Here is a 21,420-nt window from a genome sequence, read left to right on the forward strand (position 1 = left end):
CCTACTCTAATCATTAAATATACACTGTTCTGAATATTTTTTTGCGAAAAAAAGTTACTAATAAGCACTAAGTTATTTAACAAAAAAAAGGCTGAAATTCATTCAGCCAATTGTTCTATATGGAATTAATCATATTTATTGAAAAACGCCGTCACGAATAATTTTGGAATGTACGGAGATATTCACTTTAACATCCGGATACATTTCCATCCATTTCTCTTTATTAATATCCGCATTTCGATTCTGTGCTTTATAATACTCGCCAAACTGGAAGATATCAGTATTGATGTCATGACTATACTCTATAATTCGTTTAATTTCGCTTTCGATTTGTTTGTTAATTTCTTTTTCAAGTTTTTGAATATTACGCGCACCCTTCATACTTACATCAGAATCAACCTCCAATAACCTGCATTCAAATTGAATCGATAAATTGAATTCAGGTACTGCTGGATCCACTAACTTAATTTTCCGCTTTGAATTAATGGAGTCGATGACAATTGGCAGTTTTTCCGAAGTATCGGAGAGGGATTTTTCCAATATTGTTATCGGTAGTTCCAATTCAAGTGTGCCGTTATGGGTCTTTCCTTGAGTCATTAATATATATAGGGCATCCTCCGCAGGAAGGTTTCCGACTAATTTTCCTGTGTTGAAAAAAGCTATACCAGAAATTGCAATATTTTCTCCTTCTCTTTTTAATATTGGCATCGCATAATTATCTAAAATCGAGAGTTTACCTCTATTGACTTCATGAAGGGTCGATGAAATAATATACTGCTGTTCAATGTTATGTTGGATTAATTGATAAATATGTTGTCCAATATCCGATATATTTTCATATTTATACCCTAACAATGACTTTAAATCTCCTTCTACAGTAGCCAAATATGTTGCGTTGCTGATTTCGGAATTCATTTTTAAAATATGAATATTATCATTTAAACCTGATTTTGCGAGCTCCTCACCGTATAGTACAACCCGTAATTGCCCTGAGCCAATTCTCTTCGATGTTTTTAAATCCATCTTTGCACGGGCTCCCTTACTTGTTGTCGCTGTTGCTGATTGCAATTCAATTTTACTTTCTAAATCCGGATTAATTTGTCGGATAATAGTTGTGACAGATAAATTATCCTCACCCTCCAATTCATATCCTACAAGTGTCGTTAAACTTATCCGTTCAAGAATCTTCTGTTCTGAGCAACCAACTAATACGAGAGTGCATACAATTAGCAAAACTAGTTTTTTAAACGTAATTAGCCTATTCATTCTCTTATCGCCTCTCGTTTAAAGATTCTTTTCTTTAGGAAAGCAATGAAATATAAAAAGAAAGGATAAACAAATACTATATAAAATGCAACATTCCCCAAATAATTATTGAAAGTATTAATCTCAGCCCGTGTCTTCACAAGCAAGGATCCTATATATATCAAAAGGGAGAAAATTAAAATAAATTTCTTGTCGGTTATTTTAATTATTCGTCTAATCCCCCGATAAGCAGACCATACATAAAAACAAAGGTTCGGCAAAATAATAAGCATCCAGAAACAGACCGTTATAAGTTCAATCCGTTCCAGAAAAGGCAAACGAACAATGCTGAATAATGATAATGTTGCCCAAATCGTTTTCTCAAGCTGCCCCTCACTAAAAAAAGTTAATGTTATGAACATTACAAACAAATAAATAGCCAATGTGAACAGTAATCCCATGTGTACATATTTTTGCGCTTTATTCTTTTCCTTGACGTAAGGATACATAGTATTAATTATTTCAAAACCTACCATGGTAAACGTCATCAAGTACGCGCCTTTTAATATACTTATAAAATCATTATCCAACACAGGCAGCAAGTAATTAATATTCGTATAGTCAAGCGGAAATAATAATATAATTAAAATCCAGAGGCTTAAGAAAAAGCTGAAAAAACAAACTCCTATTATTACCCTTAGACCACCTGTAAAAGCGTAAATCACAGTAATAAGCAATGTAATTGTAATAAACGAAGGACTTAAACTTGGAAATACCCATATATTAATAACATCAGTATAATTCTTAATAACAGCAAAAAATGCTAAGCCGCAATAAACAATATAAATTATATTAATAAAGTTACCTAAATATTTACCAAATAAATCTAAATTAACTCCATAAAGATCGTTTTGTTCATACAAGTTCATAGTTTTAAAGATTACAAAGACGACAAGATGTGCTGCAACAAAACTAATAATTATAGAAATCCAGGCATCCTGTTTTGCTTCTTGATAGATTACGCTTTGAAACCCATGGACTCCTACACCAATTTGAGTAGAACAGATGATGTAAAAGAGAAGAGGCGCATTGAAAGTTTGAGTGGGGTTAATTTGCAGCTTGTTCATCACTCTTTCACCTTCTTCTTATCGCCCTTAATATTTTCACGCATTACTGAATAATCCGGATCCTCTACTCGCGCATTTGGCGATTTTCGAATAATAAAGGGGTATGGCAAACGAATTAAGCTATCTCCCAAATCTTTTAGTCTAGGTGGGAAAAATGGCGCCATATATGGAGCGCCTAAGCTTGTTTGTCTTAGTAAATGAATTAGCAGAATACAAAGAGCCAGCATTATACCATAATAACCCCAAAAACCGGCTAAAATGATGATTGGAAAGCGAAGCAACCTAATAACATTTCCCATCATATAACTTGGTGTAATAAAGGATGACAATGCACATAGAGCGACAATAATAATAAGAATATTACTCGTAATCCCTGCCTCCACTGCTGCTGTACCAAGTACGATCCCCCCGACTATTCCAATTGTTTGACCTATTTTTGTAGGTAATCGCGCCCCAGCCTCACGAAGCAATTCCATAATCAACTCGAGGAAAAGTGCTTCCAGAATTGGCGGGAACGGTACTCTAGCTCTTGATTCACTAAGCGGCACTAGAAGCGGCTGTGGAATCACTTCATAATGAAAAGTTAACGATGCTACATACAATGGGGTGAAAAAAATAGAGATAAAAATAGCTACAAATCTTAACCATCTCACAAAGGTTGCAATCGGCCACCGCAAGTTTTTATCTTCTCTACTTTGAAAAAACTCAATAAATGAGGAAGGACAAAGTATCCCCATCGAACTGCCATCAACAAGAATGCCTATTTTTCCAGCCAATAAACCATCGCAAAACCGATCGGGGCGCTCCGTTAACAACATTTGAGGAAATATAGACAGGGAGCTGTCATCGATTAATTCTGCGAGTTCCGCACTGTCGATTAAATCTTCAATTTCAAGACCTTGTATTCTTTGCCGAACTGTATTAACATTTTGTTCCGTTGCAACACCATCTACATAGAGTATAGAGAGCGATGTATTAGTTTGTTTACCAACCTTCAATTTTTCATTACTAAGATTTGGGCTCAAAATAAATCGTCGAACAAGCGAGATATTTGTGGAGAGACTTTCATTAAAGCCTACTTGCGATCCGATAACTTGCGATTCGTTTTCGGGTGCAGACAAACCGCGGGATTCTCTTGCTGGAATGATGACCATAGTAACCTGTTTATATCCCGCTATATGGATTAGAACAGCACCTGTTAACATGGTTTCGATACATTCATTCATTTGAGCTTCTACGTTTACTTGTGGAAGTGGTAATTGACTGTGGATACTACTAGGTGTTTCATCTTGCACATTCAACAAAATAGGTAGTATTTTCCCATTCAATACTTCTTCTTTTATTAAGTTATCGATATATAAAATAGTTATCGAATCCGTAACGTATCGAATTACTAAATCCGCCGGAGAATGAATTTGCTCTTTTATATCTTTTATAAAATCTTCAGTTAAATCGGAAATAGGTTGCCGATTATCTTTTTGGGGTGTTACTTCACTGGTGGATGGAGAAGATTGTTTTTCATCCATATTATTTTGTGAAGGCAGTGTTAATTCTCCCGTTTGTTTCTTGAGTAATGCCTTCTTATACTTTTTTCCAAAAAACATACTATTCCCCCCCATTCTAAATAATTAATGAATCCATTATTTCCCTATATCTTTTTTCTATTCAATAAACTTATATTTTTCTTTAGTTTTTTAAATATAAATGCATAAAAAGCAAAAAAAATCAATTTTCCTTATTAGAAAATTGATTTTTGTTTCAACTTTAAACTACAGTACCTTTCTAGTTCCAAGCAGAAAATTCATGATTATTCAAATGTAATTTTATTAACTGTATCACGGTCTAATCGTTTAATTACTTCTACGATTAATTTCACCGCATTATCATAATCATCACGGTGCAGAATACCTGCGTGTGAGTGAATATAACGTGTTGCAACACCGATTGCCAATGATGGTACACCGTTTGCTGTAATATGGATACTTCCTGCATCCGTACCGCCGCCAGCCATTGCTTCGAACTGGTATGGAATACCTGCTTCCTCAGCTACATCAAGGACAAATTCACGTAACCCTGTATGTGATACCATTGATGCATCATATACGACAATTTGTGGACCTGCGCCCATTTTTGATGTCGACTCTTTCGGTGTCACGCCCGGTGTATCACCAGCAACACCAACATCTACAGAAAAACCGATATCCGGCTGTACTTTAAATGTAGAAGTTTTCGCGCCGCGAAGGCCGATTTCTTCCTGTACATTCCCGACACCATACACGATGTTCGGATGCTTTTCATCTTTTAATGCTTTCAGTACATCAATTGCGATCGCACAGCCAATTCGGTTGTCCCATGCTTTCGCCAATAGATGTTTTTCATTTTTCATCACATTGAATTCAAAATATGGTGTAATCATATCGCCAGGACGTACGCCCCATTCAATTGCTTCTTCTTTTGAAGTGGCACCGATATCAACGAACATTGATTTTATATCGACTACTTTGTTACGAACATCAGCCGGTAAAATATGTGGTGGCTTTGATCCGATCACACCAATAATTTCTTCCCCTTTTCGCATTGTAATTGTCACACGTTGGGCAAGCATTACCTGGCTCCACCAGCCGCCTACTGTTTGGAAGAATATGAACCCTTTGTCATCGATGCGTGTAACCATGAAACCAACTTCATCCAAGTGACCCGCAACCATAATTTTCGGACCGTTTTCATCGCCTACTTTTTTTGCGATTAAACTGCCTAAGTTATCTGTTTCCACTTCATCTGCATATGGTGCGATGTATTTTTTCATCACTTCACGTGGTGCACGTTCATTTCCCGGTATACCGTTTGCATCTGTTAAATCTTTGAACATTTGTAATGTAGCATCGAGCTTTGTCATGTCGGTTTCCCCCTAATAATTACTCATCTTTATTATAGCGACAATATTTCGAAATGTGAAATAGTTTCTCGCCATTATGTAAATTAGTAGCCATTTCGTTGTCGTTCATAATTCTTTTCATTCTTTAATTTATATGCTTGGAAAACGTCATCGATTGTAAAGTTCAAGTTGTAGGCAATTAAGCTATACTGTTCCCACATTGCCCTGTAATTTTCTTCTGTTTGGTGCTGCAAAAACGTAAGAATCGTCTGTGTCGTATAAATAAATGTTTCAGTTAACTCTTGCTTCTCTTTTAAATAGGGCCACTCCACTAAAAGAAAGCCGCGCATATTTCCAAGTGAAAGCATAAAGTGAACCGAATCTACAAACTCTTCTAAAAGGACAGCTCTTTTTGATGGCTCCTTTGTTGACCAAAACTTGAAACAGCGTGTTTCGTTAGCAAGTTCACTTAACTCAACTAATAATGCGAGGCCTTTTTCGGCAAATACATCTTTTTGTACTTGTTGGTTTTCTTCAATAAATCGGTCTAGTTGCCGTTGCTTTTCAAATAATTGACGAAATTGCATTAAAACATCCCTCTTTTTCAAAATAAAATGAAACTTTTTATACTACTCAATCGTATAGGAGGGAATCACCGTAAGCAAGGAGGAAGTTTCATGGCTTTATTGTTACGAATTGCCATCATCCTTCTCATCATTTACATATTTTACAGAGGGGTACGCTACTTAATCGACCCAAAGCGTAAATTGGATGAGGCCTATGAAAATGGACAATATTATTTTTATGATGATGTAAAAAACATTCGGAAAAACTTTTTCATATCATATAAGGGGGCATTATTTGAAGGAGAAAAATATTTAGGTACGACGGACAATGCATTTGAAGTCGTAAGTATTTTCGTCTTTGTCCATGATGCGATGAAACTTCAAGGGTTTACGAAAGTGGATTTTATGTATTTGGAAAACGAGATTCTCATGAATTATCCAAACGCTTCGATTAATTGGAAAAATCCGATAGAAAAACTGATGAAAGCCTAACTGGGGACAGCGAACCGTAGATTGTACGGTTCGCTTTTATGTTTGAAACCTTTTTCATATATATCCGTATAAATGGATGAGGTGAAATATTATGGAAATTTATATTAAGAAAGCAGGTTATCTTGCAAATCAATCAAGCATTGAGCAAATTGATTTTTCAATGCAGCCTGGTACTATTACTGGTTTAATTGGGGGAAACGGTGCAGGGAAAAGTACTACAATTCAATCAATGCTCGGTGTTATTCCTTATTTCGAAGGGGCTATCACCATCCCCTCCTACGGTTATGTTCCAGAACGTCCATTATTATATGAGCATTTCACACTGCGCGAGCATCTTCAATTTTTAATTGATGAATATAACGACAAAACACTTTGGGATAAAGCAGAGCAGTTACTCAAACTCTTTCAAATTGACAAGCGGCTGGATGATTTGCCGATATACTTTTCAAAAGGAATGCAGCAAAAAGTGATGCTTGTGCTGGCTTTTTTAATCGAACGACCACTCTACATATTGGATGAACCATTCATGGGACTTGATCCGCGAGCTATGCGGGAACTGCTCGTTTTAATCGAAGAACGTAAACAGCAGGGTGCATCCTTTTTACTTTGCACACACCAATTAGAAATGGCTGAAATGCTTTGTGATCATTACATTCTCCTTCATGAAGGAAATATCCAGGCTAAGGGAACATTGCGTGAGCTTCAACAAATGATCGGACAACCTATTTCTTTACTGGATATCTTTTATGAATTACAAGGCAGGTTATAACGATGTTTACAAAACGCCTTTATCGCTCGTATCAATTTAATTTAAAACTAATTAAATCAATTACAGATTGGACAGTCCTTCTATACCTTGTAGTGCCCAGTGTCATTATCGGCTTTTTCTTATATCGCGATACTGCTGGTAATTTTCAGGTATTTGAGCTTCAGCCAATTCCCTTACTCCTTCTGTTATTTGGGATTAGCTTCTTGTTAGTTAAATCATCTTTACGCCTATATATATATGATGCAGATCTGTTATTTTATAAGCAGCAGGGAAGTAAAATTCATCATATTAAACTATGGGGTTATTGTTATACATTTTTACAATATAACTTTGTACTTGTAATTCTATTATTGCTCGCTTCGTCTTTTATCTTATTTCCATTTTGGAAAGTCCTTTTGTCTTTAAACATAATAAGCGTACTCCATATATGGATACAGTATAGATATCAAAAGTGGTTTACAAAATGGCCGTTACTTTTCATTGTTCATGCACTCATTATTTTTAGCCTCGGCATTTTGCAATTATGGGGATTTTTCATACTCCTTCTTGCTGTTCATCTACTTTTACTAAATACTGTACTTAGCAATCGTTACTGGACAATCGAAACGAGCTGGGAATATGAGGCCTTTTACAGTTGGATGAAGCGCATTTATCAATTTAGCTTGGAAATGCGATATTATATGCCAGCTAAGACAAAGCAGCCACTTATTTTACTTGCCAAAAAGAAAGTATTAAGTACACACCGGATCGATAATTTAATTTACAAAACATTATTGAGAAAATTGAATTACTTGAAATCGCCCGTTCAACTCATTGTCATTAGCATCGGCCTTCTCTTCGTTCTACCAATCTGGGCAAAAGCAGTTGTCCTCATATTTTCTTTTATCGGTTTAAACGTTGCCCTTAGTTCTATCCTGAATGAAATTAAACAAGCTCCTTTTTTTCAACTAATGTCTGTTCAGGAAAATGAGTGGTTTCAGGCAAAAAAACGTATCAAATACCGTTTTTTTGGTCCGATTAGCGTTGTCTTGATGCTCCTATTTTTTATCATTTAACACAGAATTGGATGCTGCATTTTACTGCAGCATCCATTTTAACGATTATGTCCATAATGGCCAGGATTGGCGACTGCACCAATTGTACTTACCCAGCGGTTTGTATAATTGAAGAAACCGGCAACATATGCGGCTTCCAATATTTCATGATCATTAAAGCCAGCCTCACGTAGTAGATCGACTTCTTTAGTCGTTATTTCATTTGGATATCTTGTTACCCGGTAGGCATAATCACATAACGCACGCTGCTTTTCCGTAAGTTTTGCAGAGCGGTAGTTGTATGTTAATTGGTCAACCCACCCAGGATTTTTTGATATCCCGCGAAGTACATCACTATGTGAAGTGAGGCAATAATTGCAATTATTTGTCGAAGAGACAACGAGCCCGATCATTTCCTTGTCTGCTAACGACAAATAAGTTGTTTCTTCATTGAACAAAGAATATTTAAATTCCAAAAACCCTTTAAACTGCTGCGCATTCAATGGAAGAATTTTAAATAAATTATTTACAAAACCATTTTGCTCCAGCTGCTTTTCAACATGTTGATCGAAAAGTTGCTGTACATCTCCCGGTATTTCCTCTTCATTTGGCTTCTGTAAATAAGACAACTGCTCTTCGTATTTGCTCATTTCACTACTCCCTGCTTTTGAATTTACTGAATTTATTATAAATTACAACTATTAAACTAACAAACGAATAATCTGCTAACTGTATAAAAATAGCATAGACAAACTTAGTCTATGCTTCGGGATGATATTAAAATAGCTGAACGAGTAAGAATACATGGATTGCTCCAAGTAATGGAAAGCCAAATGCAAATTTATTGTGCTTTGTTTTATGACGGAATAAATACATTCCTAATACACCGCCAAGTGCACCTCCCAGAACACCTAATGTTAATAAAGTCCTTTCGGAAATACGCCATTCCTTCTTTTTTGCACGTTCTTTATCTATGTACATATATACACATAATACGAGTGAAACAACTGCAACATATGAAAGTGCTGCTAATTCCATCTGAATTCCCCCTAATCAAAAAAAGACTGATAAGGAGCAAATCCCTATCAGTCTTTATTATATACTAAAATTATTTAGCGACTGCTTTTTTAGCTTCTTCAGCTAATTGAGCGAATGCTGTTGCATCAGTTACAGCTAAGTCAGCTAACATTTTACGGTTAACTTCGATACCTGCTACTTTTAAGCCGTGCATTAAACGAGAGTAAGATAAACCGTTCATGCGAGCTGCTGCGTTAATACGAGTGATCCATAATTTACGGAAATTACGTTTCTTTTGACGACGGTCACGGTATGCATATTGACCTGATTTCATTACTGCTTGGTTAGCTACTTTGTATAAAGTATGTTTTGAACCGTAGTAACCTTTAGCTAATTTTAAAACTTTTTTGCGACGAGCGCGTGTTACTGTTCCGCCTTTTACGCGTGGCATAGTAATTACCTCCTGCTAATTCTTTCGAATGCTTAATTTTATTTTTGTTTTGTATAATCTTTTAAACGGTCAAAGATTATTTCATGTAAGTTAATAATGTACGAATACGCTTGAAATCGCCTGAAGTTGCAACTTTCGCTTTACGTAAGTGACGTTTTGCTTTAGTTGATTTGTTAGCGAATAAGTGAGAGCCATAAGCACGGTCAAATTTTAATTTACCAGTACCTGTTTTTTTGAAACGTTTCGCAGCTCCACGGTGAGTTTTCATTTTTGGCATGTCGATTTCCTCCTAAACTTGTTACTACATACGTATTATTTCTCTGTCTTCGGTTGAAGAACTAAGAACATGCTTCGGCCTTCCATCTTCGGTTTTTGTTCAACCGTAGATACTTCAGCACAAGCTTCAGCAAAGCGATCTAACACACGCTGACCGATTTCTTTGTGTGTAATTGCACGACCTTTAAAGCGAATTGACGCTTTAACTTTGTCACCTTTTTCAAGGAACTTAATCGCATTACGTAATTTCGTTTGAAAATCATGTTCATCGATCGTAGGGCTCAAGCGAACCTCTTTCATTACGATTACTTTAGAATTTTTACGAATTTCACGATCTTTCTTTTGCTGATCGAACTTAAATTTACCATAGTCCATGACACGAGCGACTGGTGGCTTGGCTTGAGGGGCCACAAGGACAAGATCCAAGTTAGCACGAGCGGCAATTTCCAACGCTTCAGTACGCGTTTTTAAACCAAGCTGATCACCATTGTGATCAATTAGACGAAGTTCTCGCGCGCGGATGCCTTCGTTTACATACATGTCTTTGCTAATATTAATCCACCTCCAAGTGTTTGTCGCGAATACATGAGTTGGTGTAAAGTATAACCCTGTCGAACGGTACACCTCTGCGTGATGTCCATATGTTCTTTTCATTTTTACAAACAAAAAGGACGGACATTTGAGATGTCCGCCCGCTATATGTGCATACGCATTCATGCGTAAAACAATTCAACGTTTCTGATACCTGCTCGTAACTTTTATAAAAGCACTTGTCAGGTGAGAAGCGGGCAGCCTCTACTTTCAAACTTTTGTATTCATAACTTAAATAATCTTACCACGGGACCAAAGTAACGTCAAGCATTTTTATATGATTAATTTTATTGTTTCTCCGTTTTTAAAAAATAAATGAAATTAATTTTCATTTCCAGGTTTTACTTAAAAAATTCGTGGTATCTAATTAAGGACTCACATTTTATCGATAGGAGGAATTTTTAATATGTTCAGACATCAAAAAGAATTACAATTTGAGGTAAAAGTTGAAAGACCGGACCCATTATTAGCAAAACAAATTCAGGAAGTTCTTGGCGGTCAGTTCGGTGAAATGAGTGTCATGATGCAATATCTGTTCCAAGGTTGGAACTGTCGTGGCGAAGAAAAATATAAAGACTTATTAATGGATATCGGTACCGAGGAAATTGGTCACGTTGAAATGCTATGTTCTTTAATTAGTCAATTACTGGACGGTGCATCACCGGATGACCAGCAGAAAATTGCACAAGACCCAATGATGAATTCAATTATGGGCGGCATTAATCCGCAGCATTTAATTGTTAGTGGTCTAGGAGCTACTCCGAAAGACTCTAACGGTGTACCATGGAATGCTGGTTATATTGCAGCGAGTGGTAACCTGCTTGCAGACTTCCGCGCAAACTTAAATGCTGAATCACAAGGCCGTTTACAAGTTGCGCGTTTATACCATATGACAAAAGATGAAGGTGTACGTACTGTATTCAGAAAAATGCTGGCACGCGACCGTTATCACCAATATCAATGGATGGCGGCTATTAAAGAGCTTGAAGAAAAGAAAGGTGTTGTCGTTCCCGCTTCATTCGCACCGGAAGACGAGTTGGAAGCTCAGCCGCATGCCTATGAATTATGGAGCTTATCAGAAGGAACAGCATCTAAAAATGGTCCTTGGGCACAAGGTACAGCACCAGACGGAACTGGGGAATTTGTATTCTTGGATAACCCGGCACCAATGGGACAAGTACCGAACCCGGCCGTACCACCAACAACTTTACACCATGATATCGATGTAGATAAAAAATTATAATCTACAATAAAAACTGTTCTCGACTTGTTTTGAATTACATACAATTCGAGGACAGTTTTTTGTTTTACATCATATTAGGAGGGGTGTCGAATATAGTTGGCGGTGCTGGCCGTAAAACAGGAGCCGGCGCAAAAGGTTGCGGGTGTTCCACATAATTAAATACACCTTCCCCGTCCATACTCGGCCCGTGCGCCCAACGTCCGTGCGCACTTTCATTTCCACGGGAGAAGTTAAATAATGTATAGGCTACTTCTCGTCTTTCAAGCTCTTTAGGGAAAGTACTTGGCACGACAATATTTTCCTGTGCCTCTAATTCTTTAATCGCTGCAACCCACTGATTTTGATGCATTGTATCTCTTGCAAGCAACCATGAAAACATATCACGTACCCCTGGATCATCCGTTTCATAATAAAGACGCGCTACCTGTAGACGTCCTTGTGATTCGGCATTCAGATTCGCACGGAAATCCGCCAGTAAGTTGCCGCTTGCTGCAATATACCCGGCATTCCATGGCACACCATTGGAATCCTTCGGTGCAGCCCCTAGACCACTAACGATTATATGTTGCGGATTACTGCCTCCTAAAATTGCCGCTATCAGCGGGTCCTTTGCAGCCTCATCTAATATTATCGGTTCTACCCCATCCAACAATCTCGCAATCATTGTTGAAATCATTTCTATATGAGCAAGCTCTTCCGTGCCTGTATCCATCAGTAGGTCACGGTATTTTTCATTGCCCCTCGTATTCCAGCCTTGAAATAAATATTGAAGTGCTACCGACATTTCTCCAAATTGACCTCCGAGAATTTCTTGCATTTTCCGTGCCATAACCGGATCCGGTTTACACGGCTTGGCTTCATACTGCAGCTCCTTTATATGATAAAACATTTATTCACTCCTTTTATATTTCCTACTATATGCATTTACCTAAAAAATGCTTTTAAAAATATAAAAATCGTAGCTTTCATTTAAAAAACCAAAAAGGCGTCCCACAAAGTGCGGGACGCCTTCTTCTTCTTATTTCTTCACTTCTGCTGTAATGTCTGCAAGGAACTGTTCAAAGCTGATTGTTTCTGAATCCTTTGAACCGTAACGGCGGATATTTACCGCATTTTCTGCAACTTCTTTATCTCCAAGTACAAGCATGTACGGGATTTTTTGCATTTGTGCTTCACGGATTTTATAACCTAGTTTTTCTTCGCGGTCATCCATTTCCACACGGATACCAGCTGCAGCTAATTTTTCTTGTACTTCGCGTGCATAATCATAGTGCACTGCATTTGATACAGGAATAATTGTTGCTTGCACCGGTGCCAACCAAGTCGGGAATGCCCCTTTATATTCTTCAATCAAGAATGCTACGAAACGTTCCATTGTCGATACAACACCACGGTGGATAACAACTGGGCGTTGAGGCTGACCGTCTTCACCAATGTAAGAAAGGTCAAAGCGTTGTGGCAATAAGAAGTCAAGTTGTGCAGTCGATAATGTTTCTTCTTTACCAATTGCTGTTTTTACTTGAACGTCTAGCTTCGGACCATAGAATGCTGCTTCATCTTCTGCGATGAAGTAATCATAACCAAGCTCATCCATTGCTTCTTTTAACATCGCTTGTGCAGTTTCCCACATTTGATCGTCATCAAAGTATTTCTCAGTGTTATTCGGGTCACGGTAAGAAAGGCGGAATGAGAAATCTTTAAGATCAAAGTCTTTATATACTTCTAAAATCAATTCCACTACTTTTTTGAATTCTGCTTTAATTTGATCCGGACGTACGAAAATGTGCGCATCATTTAAAGTCATTCCGCGTACTCGTTGCAGACCAGATACGGCACCACTCATTTCATATCGGTGCATTGTGCCAAGTTCTGCGATACGGATTGGTAAGTGACGGTAAGAGTGCAGACCGTTTTTGAATACCATCATATGGTGAGGACAGTTCATTGGACGTAAAACAAGTGTTTCATTGTCCATTTCCATTGGCGGGAACATGCCATCTTGATAGTGCTCCCAGTGTCCTGATGTTTCGTATAATTTTTTCGAGCCAAGTACTGGTGTATAAACGTGTTTGTAACCTAAAGATAATTCTTTATCAACAATATAGCGTTCAATAGTACGGCGGATTGTTGCACCGTTTGGTAACCAAAGTGGTAAACCTTGACCAACTGTTTGGCTAGTCATGAATAAATCCAATTCTTTACCGATTTTACGGTGGTCACGTTCTTTTGCTTCTTCAAGCATTTGAAGGTGGTGCTTCAACTCGTCTTTAGTGAAGAATGCAGTACCGTAAATACGTTGCAGCATTTTGTTGTCTGAGTTCCCGCGCCAGTAAGCACCAGCTAATGATAATAGTTTGAACTCTTTTAACTTGCCTGTAGATGGTACGTGTACACCACGGCAAAGATCAAAGAAATCGCCTTGGTAGTAAATTGATACTTGATCATCTGCTGGAATTGCTTCAAGTAGTTCTAATTTATACTCGTCGCCAACTTCCTCGTAAATTTTTTGTGCTTCATCACGAGAAACGTTTTTACGCTCAATTTCGATGTTTTCGGAAATAATTTTTTTCATTTCTTTTTCAATTGCCGGTAAATCTTCTGCAGTGATTGGTGTTGGTGAATCGATGTCATAGTAGAAGCCTGAATCGATAACTGGACCGATACCTAATTTTGCATCCGGGTATAGACGTTTTACTGCCTGTGCTGTTAAGTGGGCAGTAGAGTGACGAAGAATTTCTAATGCTTCGTCTGATTTAATTGTAATGATTTCGATTGCACCATCTTGCTCGATTCCTGTTTTTGCATCGATTAATGTGCCGTTGATTTTACCTGCTAATGTTGATTTTTTTAGACCTGGGCTGATTGAGCCTGCAACGTCCAATGTAGATGTTCCCTTGGCAAATTCCTTTACTGCGCCATCCGGGAATGTTAATTTGATCATTTCTGACATGTTGTTGTCCTCCTTATAAGGTTTTTATTTAATTGAGAGTAGCAAAGTGTCGTCATCCTAATCCGTTGATTTCCGTTTCGGGGCGGACGCTTTCCGCGGGCGTGGCCTTACACGAGCGTCTCAGGCGTCACGCTATTCCCGCTGGAGTCGCCGCCCTACAATCAACTAATCTATAGCTATAAATTAATTTGCTCCCAATATTTTTTATCAGCCAAAATATATTAAGGCAAAATAAAAAGCACCGTCCCAACAAAGGGACGATGCTGTATGCTCGTGGTGCCACCCTTCTTCCTTCTTCGTTAAAACGAATCAGAAGCTCTCGGTCAGTTAACGTACTGAGAAACGATGACGGATTGGCCCCGTCACTGCTCCAAGGTAGTAAAGTATAACGCTTGTGCTAGGAAGCTTGCAGCCGTGTCTTCCCTCTCTAAAAGCCAGTTCGTTAAACTTGTTGTCCTCTTCAATGCATTTATTGTTTATTTACGTACAAAGTATACGCTCGATTTTGCAGAAATGCAATATTGAAAATTAAAACTTTCAATAATTTATTTTCTGCGGTTTGTTCCTGTAATTTCAAGCGGTGTCGTTAATGCTTGTACTCGCTGTAAAATACGGCCCGATTTCATTTCATCGATTGCCCCATGTTCAGTTACGGACCATTGTTCTTCCAGCTGTTTGTAATTAAAGTTTGAAGAGATGAATGTCGGCAATTTTTCCGCCATACGATAATGAAGGATTGAACCGATAATTTCATCTCTTGTCCATGTTGAAATCGGCTCTGAACCTACATCATCGAGCATTAATACCGGCACTTTTTTTACAAAATCAATTTTCTGCTCAATCGATCCTTCTGTTACCGACGACTTTAATTCACGGATGAATTCCGGCATATATACTAATAAAGTTTGAATACGTTCTTTCGACAAAGCATTAGCGATGGCGCCTAAAATATAGGTTTTCCCAACACCAAATGTGCCGTATAAATACAGCCCTTTTGCAGGAAGCTCTTTCGTTTCACGATATTGTTTCCTGAATTCAACCATAAACTGTGTCGCAGCCATGCGGGAATTATCATTCATATCCATTTCATTAAAATCTGCCTTCAGAACATCTTTCGGCATATACATCGTCTTCATCATTGAAGCTAGTTCACGCTGATCATCTTCTTTAAGCATTTGTTCGCACTTGCGGTAGATAATATTAATCTGACCATTCGAAAGCATTAACTGCGGAACATGACCTTTATAGAAATTTTGACACTGCGATGTAGAACCGGCCCCACAGCAAGTGTGCTTTTGCTCTACAAATTCAAAAAGAGTCGTCATTCCATATTGAATAACAGCCGAGTTTTCCGTCATATTATGGTCATTCATAAACTGTATTACGCTTGGATGTGAAAGGACCCGGGTTTTTAATTCATTATATTTTTGCTCAAATGATGGGATATTTATTTTATTGAGCGAATCTTTTATTGGTTCGATAGTACTCACCTGCTTTTTAATCACTATTTAATTGCTCTAATAATTTTTTGCGCTGCTCTTCAAAATCAATTTGGTTTTGAGTATTGTTGGAATTAGCTTGTTGTACTGGTTCCTGATCTTTTTCTTTAAACCAATCCGGAACTACGCCAACTTTTCTCGCCCCGCGCTGTTTGTTTTTCTTATCTTGCATTTCAGTATAAATCTTCGCTTGATTAATTGTCTGAATTTTGTTGTTTCGCCATGTATTTGCGACACTGTTAATATATTTTTCAGGCAATGCACCTTCTGTTTTTTCCATTACATACTCTAACATGTAATTGACGACAGCCGGGATCATCTTATAATGCAGGATCAATTTTTCCGCTGTTGCAACAACATACGCAAACGGCTCATGACCATCGTTTAACTCTTTTGTAAATGCATATGGCGTCTGTTTTTCATAGCGGGCCAATTCGGGTGTAAACACATAATCCCCTGGATAGTATTTCAGTAAATCCTGCTCGGTAATTTTCACGTCTACTTTATTTTCTTTATAATTCGATTCAATGTAAGCAAGTGCATCTTTAGCCAATAAGATGTTTTTCAACTGCATATTCAATGCAAGTGTCTGAATTTGATTACGTCCAAAACGGCTCGTTTTATTCGTTAATATAAATTCAAGAATGGCATTGACAACTCCGACTTTAATGCCATGTTTTAATACAAGATCATCCACTTGCTTCACTAACATTTCAACCGGTTCTTTACCGTTAAGTAAATTTCTCATGAAATCATATGGCAATGTTTCGTCGAAAGCCGGAATCCATTTTGACATATCTTTTACGGTAACTTTAAATGCGAGCGGTGTATCCATCGTAATTTTAGATGCCTTCAACTGAGATCCATCGCTTTCTTCTACAATACGAAGAGCTTCTAAAGCGTTTGCCGGAGGGTTTAACATCCAGTTTCCGGCGATAGACTGCACAAAGTTTTTCGTTAGTTTCCCATTGCTCTCATTATAGGCATATTCCATCAGCACATTGACTGCACCTACCGAGAGGCCTTGCTGCAATACGAGTTCCTCGGCTAAATCAACAATAAATTTCACCGGTTTTTTCCCTTTATACAGTGATTTCAGGAAATAATAAGGTACCGTTTTATCATAGTGAATCGACTGGTCATCAACCGTTAAATAATCTTCTGTAACTTTAATAAGATTGCGTTCATTTCGCTTTTCAATATAGTCTAATGCTTGTTCGGCCGTTTTAATTTGATTGTACCGGATTTCAGAGGCCAATGCTTCTACAAATGATTCCGGCAAGTTGCCTTTTGTCGAATCCCACACATGACGAATGATGACGTTTGCCACTTCTATCGGGATATCATAAGAACTGTAAAGCGATTCTGCTATTTTTACATGCCCTGAAAATGGTTCTTCACCATGAGTCAAAATCAGCAAATACTGATAAGGTGTAGAATTTTTAAAATCAACGAGCGCTGAATCAGGAGAATCGGTTTTCGAGTTATTATTTTCTTCAACTTTATTCAAATCGTTATTCGTAACCGTAATTTGCGATAAGTTTTTCGATTTACGATCACGGTAGCTATGTTCAACCTTTGCAATTTCCATTGTATTTTCAGCGGTTTTTGCACCTTTTTTAAGCCAGTTATTCATGACTACCTTCATAAAGTTTTTATTATAATTTAATTCGTCATTCATTGAAATATAATGGATCAAAACATTCAATGTACCGTAAGAAACCCCTTTTCTAAGGAAATAATTAAATTCCATTACAACAGATTCCGGAGGCAAATAACCATTAAATTTTTGGAAAACTTCAATCGGTGAGGTTTTTTCTAAATACTCGATTAAACCTTCTTTATCATTAATATTTTGCTGTGTTTTCGCAGGCGCAGAGTTGATTACTTCCACCGAACGGAAAATGTCCTGTTTTTTAATCAGTTTCGGCTTTGCGACACCTACGTTCAGCTGGTAGTACTCTTCACAGCGTTTTTCAAGCTCTTTTTTCGTAAGTCCTTCATCTGTATCCCATGCCAATAACACTATTCTTTGCATATCCGTCACAGAGAAATTATACATAAACGCTAATTTAGCAATGGCAATCTTAATATCCAGTGTAAATAATTTACTTGGGATTAAGTTTTGGCTCATACCCATCATGAAGCTTTTAAAATCAAATAAGTCATACTCAAACGGGTACGACATTTTTGAACGTTCATTTACCGAACCTGTATTTTCCTGCATGACTTGCTTTAGCTCAGTTTCTGTTATTGCAACAAATGCATCATTAAAGCTGCATGTGACATCTTTATAGCCATGTAAGGAAATATCATGTTTCGATAAGTTATTTCGTAATGATTCATACTGTTCGCGCCCGATTTTCCGTAAAAGCGCTACAGAAAGAATCGAATCGTCAAAGAAGTCATGGCCAGTCAATGGCGGATATAAAATATACTTCATCGATTTATATGAATCCATCATCTTCTCAAATGACTTCACTAAACCAATTGCTTCTAATACGATTCTTGCTTGCAGTAGTTGCTTCGGTTTAAAACTTAATGAATCGAGCAGGTTGCTATGAAAACAAGTTGCCTTTTCGTGTTGTTGTGTTTCAACCCATAACTTTAAATATAGTGCCGTAGCTTCAACACCGATAATCGGCTGATAGCATAATTGCAATGCAAGCTGATGCTCACTAGTGATAGTTTGAGGGCAATGAATTTCACAATGGTCATATGGATTTAGCTGATTCATCATTACCATTTATCCCTCCTAACACTTATTTGTCATTTGACTGACGGGTCATAATTTCTTTCAGTTCCTCGATAAATACAGTAATATCTTTAAATTGGCGATAAACAGATGCGAAGCGTACATAGGCAACTTCATCGATTTTCGCAAGTCGGTCCATTACCATCTCCCCGACATCTTCCGAACGTACTTCAGCATTGCCTAATCGGCGCAATTCTTTTTCAATCGATAAAACAATCTCTTCTAATTGATCTAATGCAACCGGGCGTTTTTCACATGCGCGTATTAGACCACGCAATACTTTTTCACGGCTAAACTCCTCGCGTGAACCATCCTTTTTCACAACGATTAACGGTGTTTCTTCAATTTTTTCAAATGTCGTAAAGCGAAAGGCACATGATTCACATTCACGACGTCTGCGAATTTCTTTATTATCATCAACAGGTCTTGAGTCTACAACGCGTGTCCCATTGTATTGACAAGCTGGACATCTCATATAATAATTTCTCCTAAAAGTTAGTTTAATTCTATTATAACAAAAACAACGCGCTTGAAATAGTGCTTCACGCGCGTTGAAATTTTCCAATGGAAAGTCATTCAATTATATAGTGCATTGTTGCTTCACACAATAGAAAAAGCCTTTTGCAAAAATGATTTACTTTCTGCAAAAGGTTCTTTCTGTGTTATTAGGTCGCGTATTTATGCCTTTTTAAAGTGTTTAATCACACTAATAAAGCAATAAATTATGCATTTACTGTTGCTAATTCATTTGCAATTTTCTTTGTTAAGTCTACTACGCGAGCAGAGTAACCCCACTCATTATCATACCAAGCGATGACTTTTACTTTACGGTCACCTAATACAATTGTAGTTAAACCGTCTACAGTAGATGAGTATGTTGTTGTATTGTAGTCAGAAGATACTAATGGCTCCATAGAGAAGTTTAAAATACCGTTCATTTTGCCTTCAGCTGCCTCTTTAAATGCTGCATTTACTTCTTCTACTGTTACGTCTTTTTCTACATCTACAACTAAATCAACTAAAGAAACGTTTGGTGTTGGCACACGTAATGCCATACCGTGGATTTTCCCATCCAATTCCGGTAATACAAGACGCAATGCTTTTGCTGCACCAGTTGAAGTCGGGATAATAGATGATCCGCAGTTACGCGCACGACGTAAATCTTTGTGTGGGTTATCGATGTTGTTTTGATCGTTTGTATAAGCGTGAACTGTTGTCATTAAACCGTTTACAATACCGAACTCATCGTTTAATACTTTTGCTACAGGAGCTAAACAGTTTGTCGTACAAGATGCATTTGAAATGACATCATGCTTTGATAAATCCAATTTATCGTCATTTACACCTAAAACAACGGTAATATCTTCATTTTTACCAGGAGCAGTTAAAATAACTTTTTTCGCGCCAGCTTCAATATGTTTTGCTGCTTTTTCACGTTCATTGAATTTACCAGTAGCTTCGATTACGATATCTACACCCATTTGAGCCCATGGTAATTTTAATGGATCACGTTCACTAACTAATTCAACACGTTTGCCGTTTACAATTAAAGCACCTTCGACTGCTTCTACAGTTCCCGGGAAAACACCATGATTTGTGTCATACTTAATTAAATGTGCTAACGTTTCAGATGGATAGCTTGCGTTCACTGCTACGATATTCACGTCACCACGCATCATTGCTTGTCGGAACACCATACGACCAATGCGGCCAAAACCATTAATTGCAATAGAAACTGTCATATTATTTAAATCCTCCTAAAAGTACGATTCATTCGTTTTATTTATTCGTTGATTAGTATAACACATATTATAAAAAGTTGAACATATTTAATCCGCTTAATTAAATTTGTTATTTTCAGATAATACATACCCTCAAAATAAAAACCTCAACCAACTTTTAATAAAATTAGTTGAGGTTTTATTTTACTTCAGGACGTTCCACTCATACAAAATATTTTGAAGCTGAATTGCTGTATCTTCCAGCGTGCCATTATTATGAATAACTGCATCAGCTAACTGTTCCTTTTCTTTGACCGGAATCTGTGTCGCTATACGGGCATTTGCTTCTTCTTCCGTAAAGCCATTTCGTTCCATTAAGCGCTGTAGCTGCACTTCTTTATTTACAGAAACTACAATAATTTTTTCTACGAAATGTTCCAGCTTACTTTCGAATAGCAGCGGAATATCCATGAAAACATTTTTTTCACCAAACGAGATAAATTCATCACGCTGACGCAGCATTTCTTCACGAATAGCCGGATGTATGATGCCATTTAAAGTTTGCCGCATTTCCTCATTATGAAAAATAATACTTCCCACTTTTACACGATCCATTGAACCATCTTGTGCAATGACTTCCGGTCCAAATGCTTCTGCAATTTTTTTCAATGTCGGCGTACCAGGCTCGACTACTTGTCGTGCTACTACATCTGCATCAACAATCGGCAATCCGTATGACTTAATCATTTTTGCAACTGTGCTCTTTCCGCTGGCAATACTACCAGTTAAACCTATAATCACAGCAATTC

The 21,420-nt window shown here is 37.5% G+C and carries 21 protein-coding genes; 4 read left to right on the forward strand and 17 right to left on the reverse strand.

Going from position 1 to position 21,420, the window contains the following annotated elements; translation table 11 throughout:
• Positions 1–135 precede the first annotated feature (135 nt).
• The 5 genes from AC6CH1_RS11615 to AC6CH1_RS11635 all read right to left on the reverse strand — a co-directional run bounded on the left by AC6CH1_RS11615 (position 136) and on the right by AC6CH1_RS11635 (position 5,834).
• The gene (locus tag AC6CH1_RS11615) at positions 136–1,266 is read right to left on the reverse strand and encodes a Ger(x)C family spore germination protein (protein ID WP_498317597.1); all 1,131 of its coding nucleotides are present in this window, start codon (positions 1,264–1,266) and stop codon (positions 136–138) included.
• A complete protein-coding gene (locus tag AC6CH1_RS11620) occupies positions 1,263–2,372 on the reverse strand; it encodes a GerAB/ArcD/ProY family transporter (RefSeq protein ID WP_251686528.1) in 1,110 nt (369 codons plus the stop codon). Before AC6CH1_RS11620 ends, AC6CH1_RS11615 begins: the two co-directional genes overlap by 4 nt.
• Complete coding sequence (locus tag AC6CH1_RS11625) at positions 2,372–3,976, reverse strand: spore germination protein (RefSeq protein ID WP_498317598.1); 1,605 nt, start codon at positions 3,974–3,976, stop codon at positions 2,372–2,374. Before AC6CH1_RS11625 ends, AC6CH1_RS11620 begins: the two co-directional genes overlap by 1 nt.
• 203 nt (positions 3,977–4,179) lie before the next feature.
• A complete protein-coding gene (locus AC6CH1_RS11630) occupies positions 4,180–5,268 on the reverse strand; it encodes a M42 family metallopeptidase (RefSeq protein WP_498317600.1) in 1,089 nt (362 codons plus the stop codon).
• An 83-nt stretch (positions 5,269–5,351) separates the two neighbouring features.
• The gene (locus AC6CH1_RS11635; protein ID WP_498317601.1) at positions 5,352–5,834 is read right to left on the reverse strand and encodes a dUTP diphosphatase; all 483 of its coding nucleotides are present in this window, start codon (positions 5,832–5,834) and stop codon (positions 5,352–5,354) included.
• A gap of 90 nt (positions 5,835–5,924) precedes the next feature.
• On the opposite strand from AC6CH1_RS11635, the gene AC6CH1_RS11640 reads away from it, so the two are divergent.
• From AC6CH1_RS11640 to AC6CH1_RS11650, 3 genes are all read left to right on the forward strand, one after another.
• Complete coding sequence (locus AC6CH1_RS11640; protein WP_498317603.1) at positions 5,925–6,305, forward strand: sigma-w pathway protein ysdB; 381 nt, start codon at positions 5,925–5,927, stop codon at positions 6,303–6,305.
• Between the two features lie 91 nt (positions 6,306–6,396).
• Positions 6,397–7,074 carry an ABC transporter ATP-binding protein gene (locus tag AC6CH1_RS11645; RefSeq protein ID WP_498317605.1) on the forward strand — a complete coding sequence of 226 codons (678 nt, stop codon included), beginning with the start codon at positions 6,397–6,399 and terminating at the stop codon, positions 7,072–7,074.
• 2 nt (positions 7,075–7,076) lie between these two features.
• A complete protein-coding gene (locus AC6CH1_RS11650) occupies positions 7,077–8,129 on the forward strand; it encodes an ABC transporter permease (RefSeq protein ID WP_498317607.1) in 1,053 nt (350 codons plus the stop codon).
• 38 nt (positions 8,130–8,167) lie between these two features.
• Here AC6CH1_RS11650 and AC6CH1_RS11655 read toward each other — a convergent pair whose 3' ends face one another.
• The 5 genes from AC6CH1_RS11655 to infC all read right to left on the reverse strand — a co-directional run bounded on the left by AC6CH1_RS11655 (position 8,168) and on the right by infC (position 10,392).
• Complete coding sequence (locus AC6CH1_RS11655; protein WP_498317608.1) at positions 8,168–8,758, reverse strand: peroxidase-related enzyme; 591 nt, start codon at positions 8,756–8,758, stop codon at positions 8,168–8,170.
• A 127-nt stretch (positions 8,759–8,885) separates the two neighbouring features.
• Positions 8,886–9,146, reverse strand: coding sequence for a DUF1294 domain-containing protein (locus tag AC6CH1_RS11660; RefSeq protein WP_251686520.1), 261 nt, complete (start codon positions 9,144–9,146; stop codon positions 8,886–8,888).
• Between the two features lie 70 nt (positions 9,147–9,216).
• Entirely contained in the window at positions 9,217–9,576 is a 360-nt protein-coding gene (gene rplT / locus AC6CH1_RS11665) for a 50S ribosomal protein L20 (RefSeq protein ID WP_498317609.1), read from the reverse strand.
• A gap of 76 nt (positions 9,577–9,652) precedes the next feature.
• Positions 9,653–9,853, reverse strand: a complete 201-nt coding sequence (rpmI, locus tag AC6CH1_RS11670) for a 50S ribosomal protein L35 (protein WP_008407727.1) — start codon at positions 9,851–9,853, stop codon at positions 9,653–9,655.
• Between the two features lie 35 nt (positions 9,854–9,888).
• Positions 9,889–10,392: a translation initiation factor IF-3 gene (gene infC / locus AC6CH1_RS11675; RefSeq protein WP_039967350.1), complete on the reverse strand. Its 504-nt coding sequence runs from the start codon at positions 10,390–10,392 to the stop codon at positions 9,889–9,891.
• A gap of 457 nt (positions 10,393–10,849) precedes the next feature.
• Between infC and AC6CH1_RS11680 the strand changes: the two genes are divergently transcribed.
• Positions 10,850–11,686, forward strand: a complete 837-nt coding sequence (locus tag AC6CH1_RS11680) for a manganese catalase (RefSeq protein ID WP_498317611.1) — start codon at positions 10,850–10,852, stop codon at positions 11,684–11,686.
• A gap of 64 nt (positions 11,687–11,750) precedes the next feature.
• On the opposite strand, the gene AC6CH1_RS11685 is transcribed toward AC6CH1_RS11680, so the two are convergent.
• From AC6CH1_RS11685 to coaE, 7 genes are all read right to left on the reverse strand, one after another.
• Positions 11,751–12,575, reverse strand: coding sequence for a manganese catalase (locus tag AC6CH1_RS11685; protein WP_427708677.1), 825 nt, complete (start codon positions 12,573–12,575; stop codon positions 11,751–11,753).
• Between the two features lie 129 nt (positions 12,576–12,704).
• Positions 12,705–14,636, reverse strand: coding sequence for a threonine--tRNA ligase (gene thrS / locus AC6CH1_RS11690; protein WP_498317613.1), 1,932 nt, complete (start codon positions 14,634–14,636; stop codon positions 12,705–12,707).
• Positions 14,637–15,181: 545 nt separating this feature from the next.
• Entirely contained in the window at positions 15,182–16,141 is a 960-nt protein-coding gene (dnaI, locus tag AC6CH1_RS11695) for a primosomal protein DnaI (RefSeq protein ID WP_427708674.1), read from the reverse strand.
• Positions 16,134–18,875 carry a DnaD domain protein gene (locus AC6CH1_RS11700; protein ID WP_427708672.1) on the reverse strand — a complete coding sequence of 914 codons (2,742 nt, stop codon included), beginning with the start codon at positions 18,873–18,875 and terminating at the stop codon, positions 16,134–16,136. Before AC6CH1_RS11700 ends, dnaI begins: the two co-directional genes overlap by 8 nt.
• Positions 18,876–18,897: 22 nt before the next feature.
• Positions 18,898–19,365 (reverse strand): transcriptional regulator NrdR, encoded by a 468-nt coding sequence (gene nrdR / locus AC6CH1_RS11705; RefSeq protein ID WP_251686514.1) that lies wholly within the window; start codon positions 19,363–19,365, stop codon positions 18,898–18,900.
• 247 nt (positions 19,366–19,612) lie between these two features.
• Complete coding sequence (locus AC6CH1_RS11710) at positions 19,613–20,632, reverse strand: glyceraldehyde-3-phosphate dehydrogenase (protein ID WP_427708670.1); 1,020 nt, start codon at positions 20,630–20,632, stop codon at positions 19,613–19,615.
• A 183-nt stretch (positions 20,633–20,815) separates the two neighbouring features.
• Positions 20,816–21,412 carry a dephospho-CoA kinase gene (gene coaE / locus AC6CH1_RS11715; RefSeq protein ID WP_427708668.1) on the reverse strand — a complete coding sequence of 199 codons (597 nt, stop codon included), beginning with the start codon at positions 21,410–21,412 and terminating at the stop codon, positions 20,816–20,818.
• Between the last annotated feature and the right edge of the window lie 8 nt (positions 21,413–21,420).

Source organism: Solibacillus sp. GQ1 (assembly GCF_059758555.1).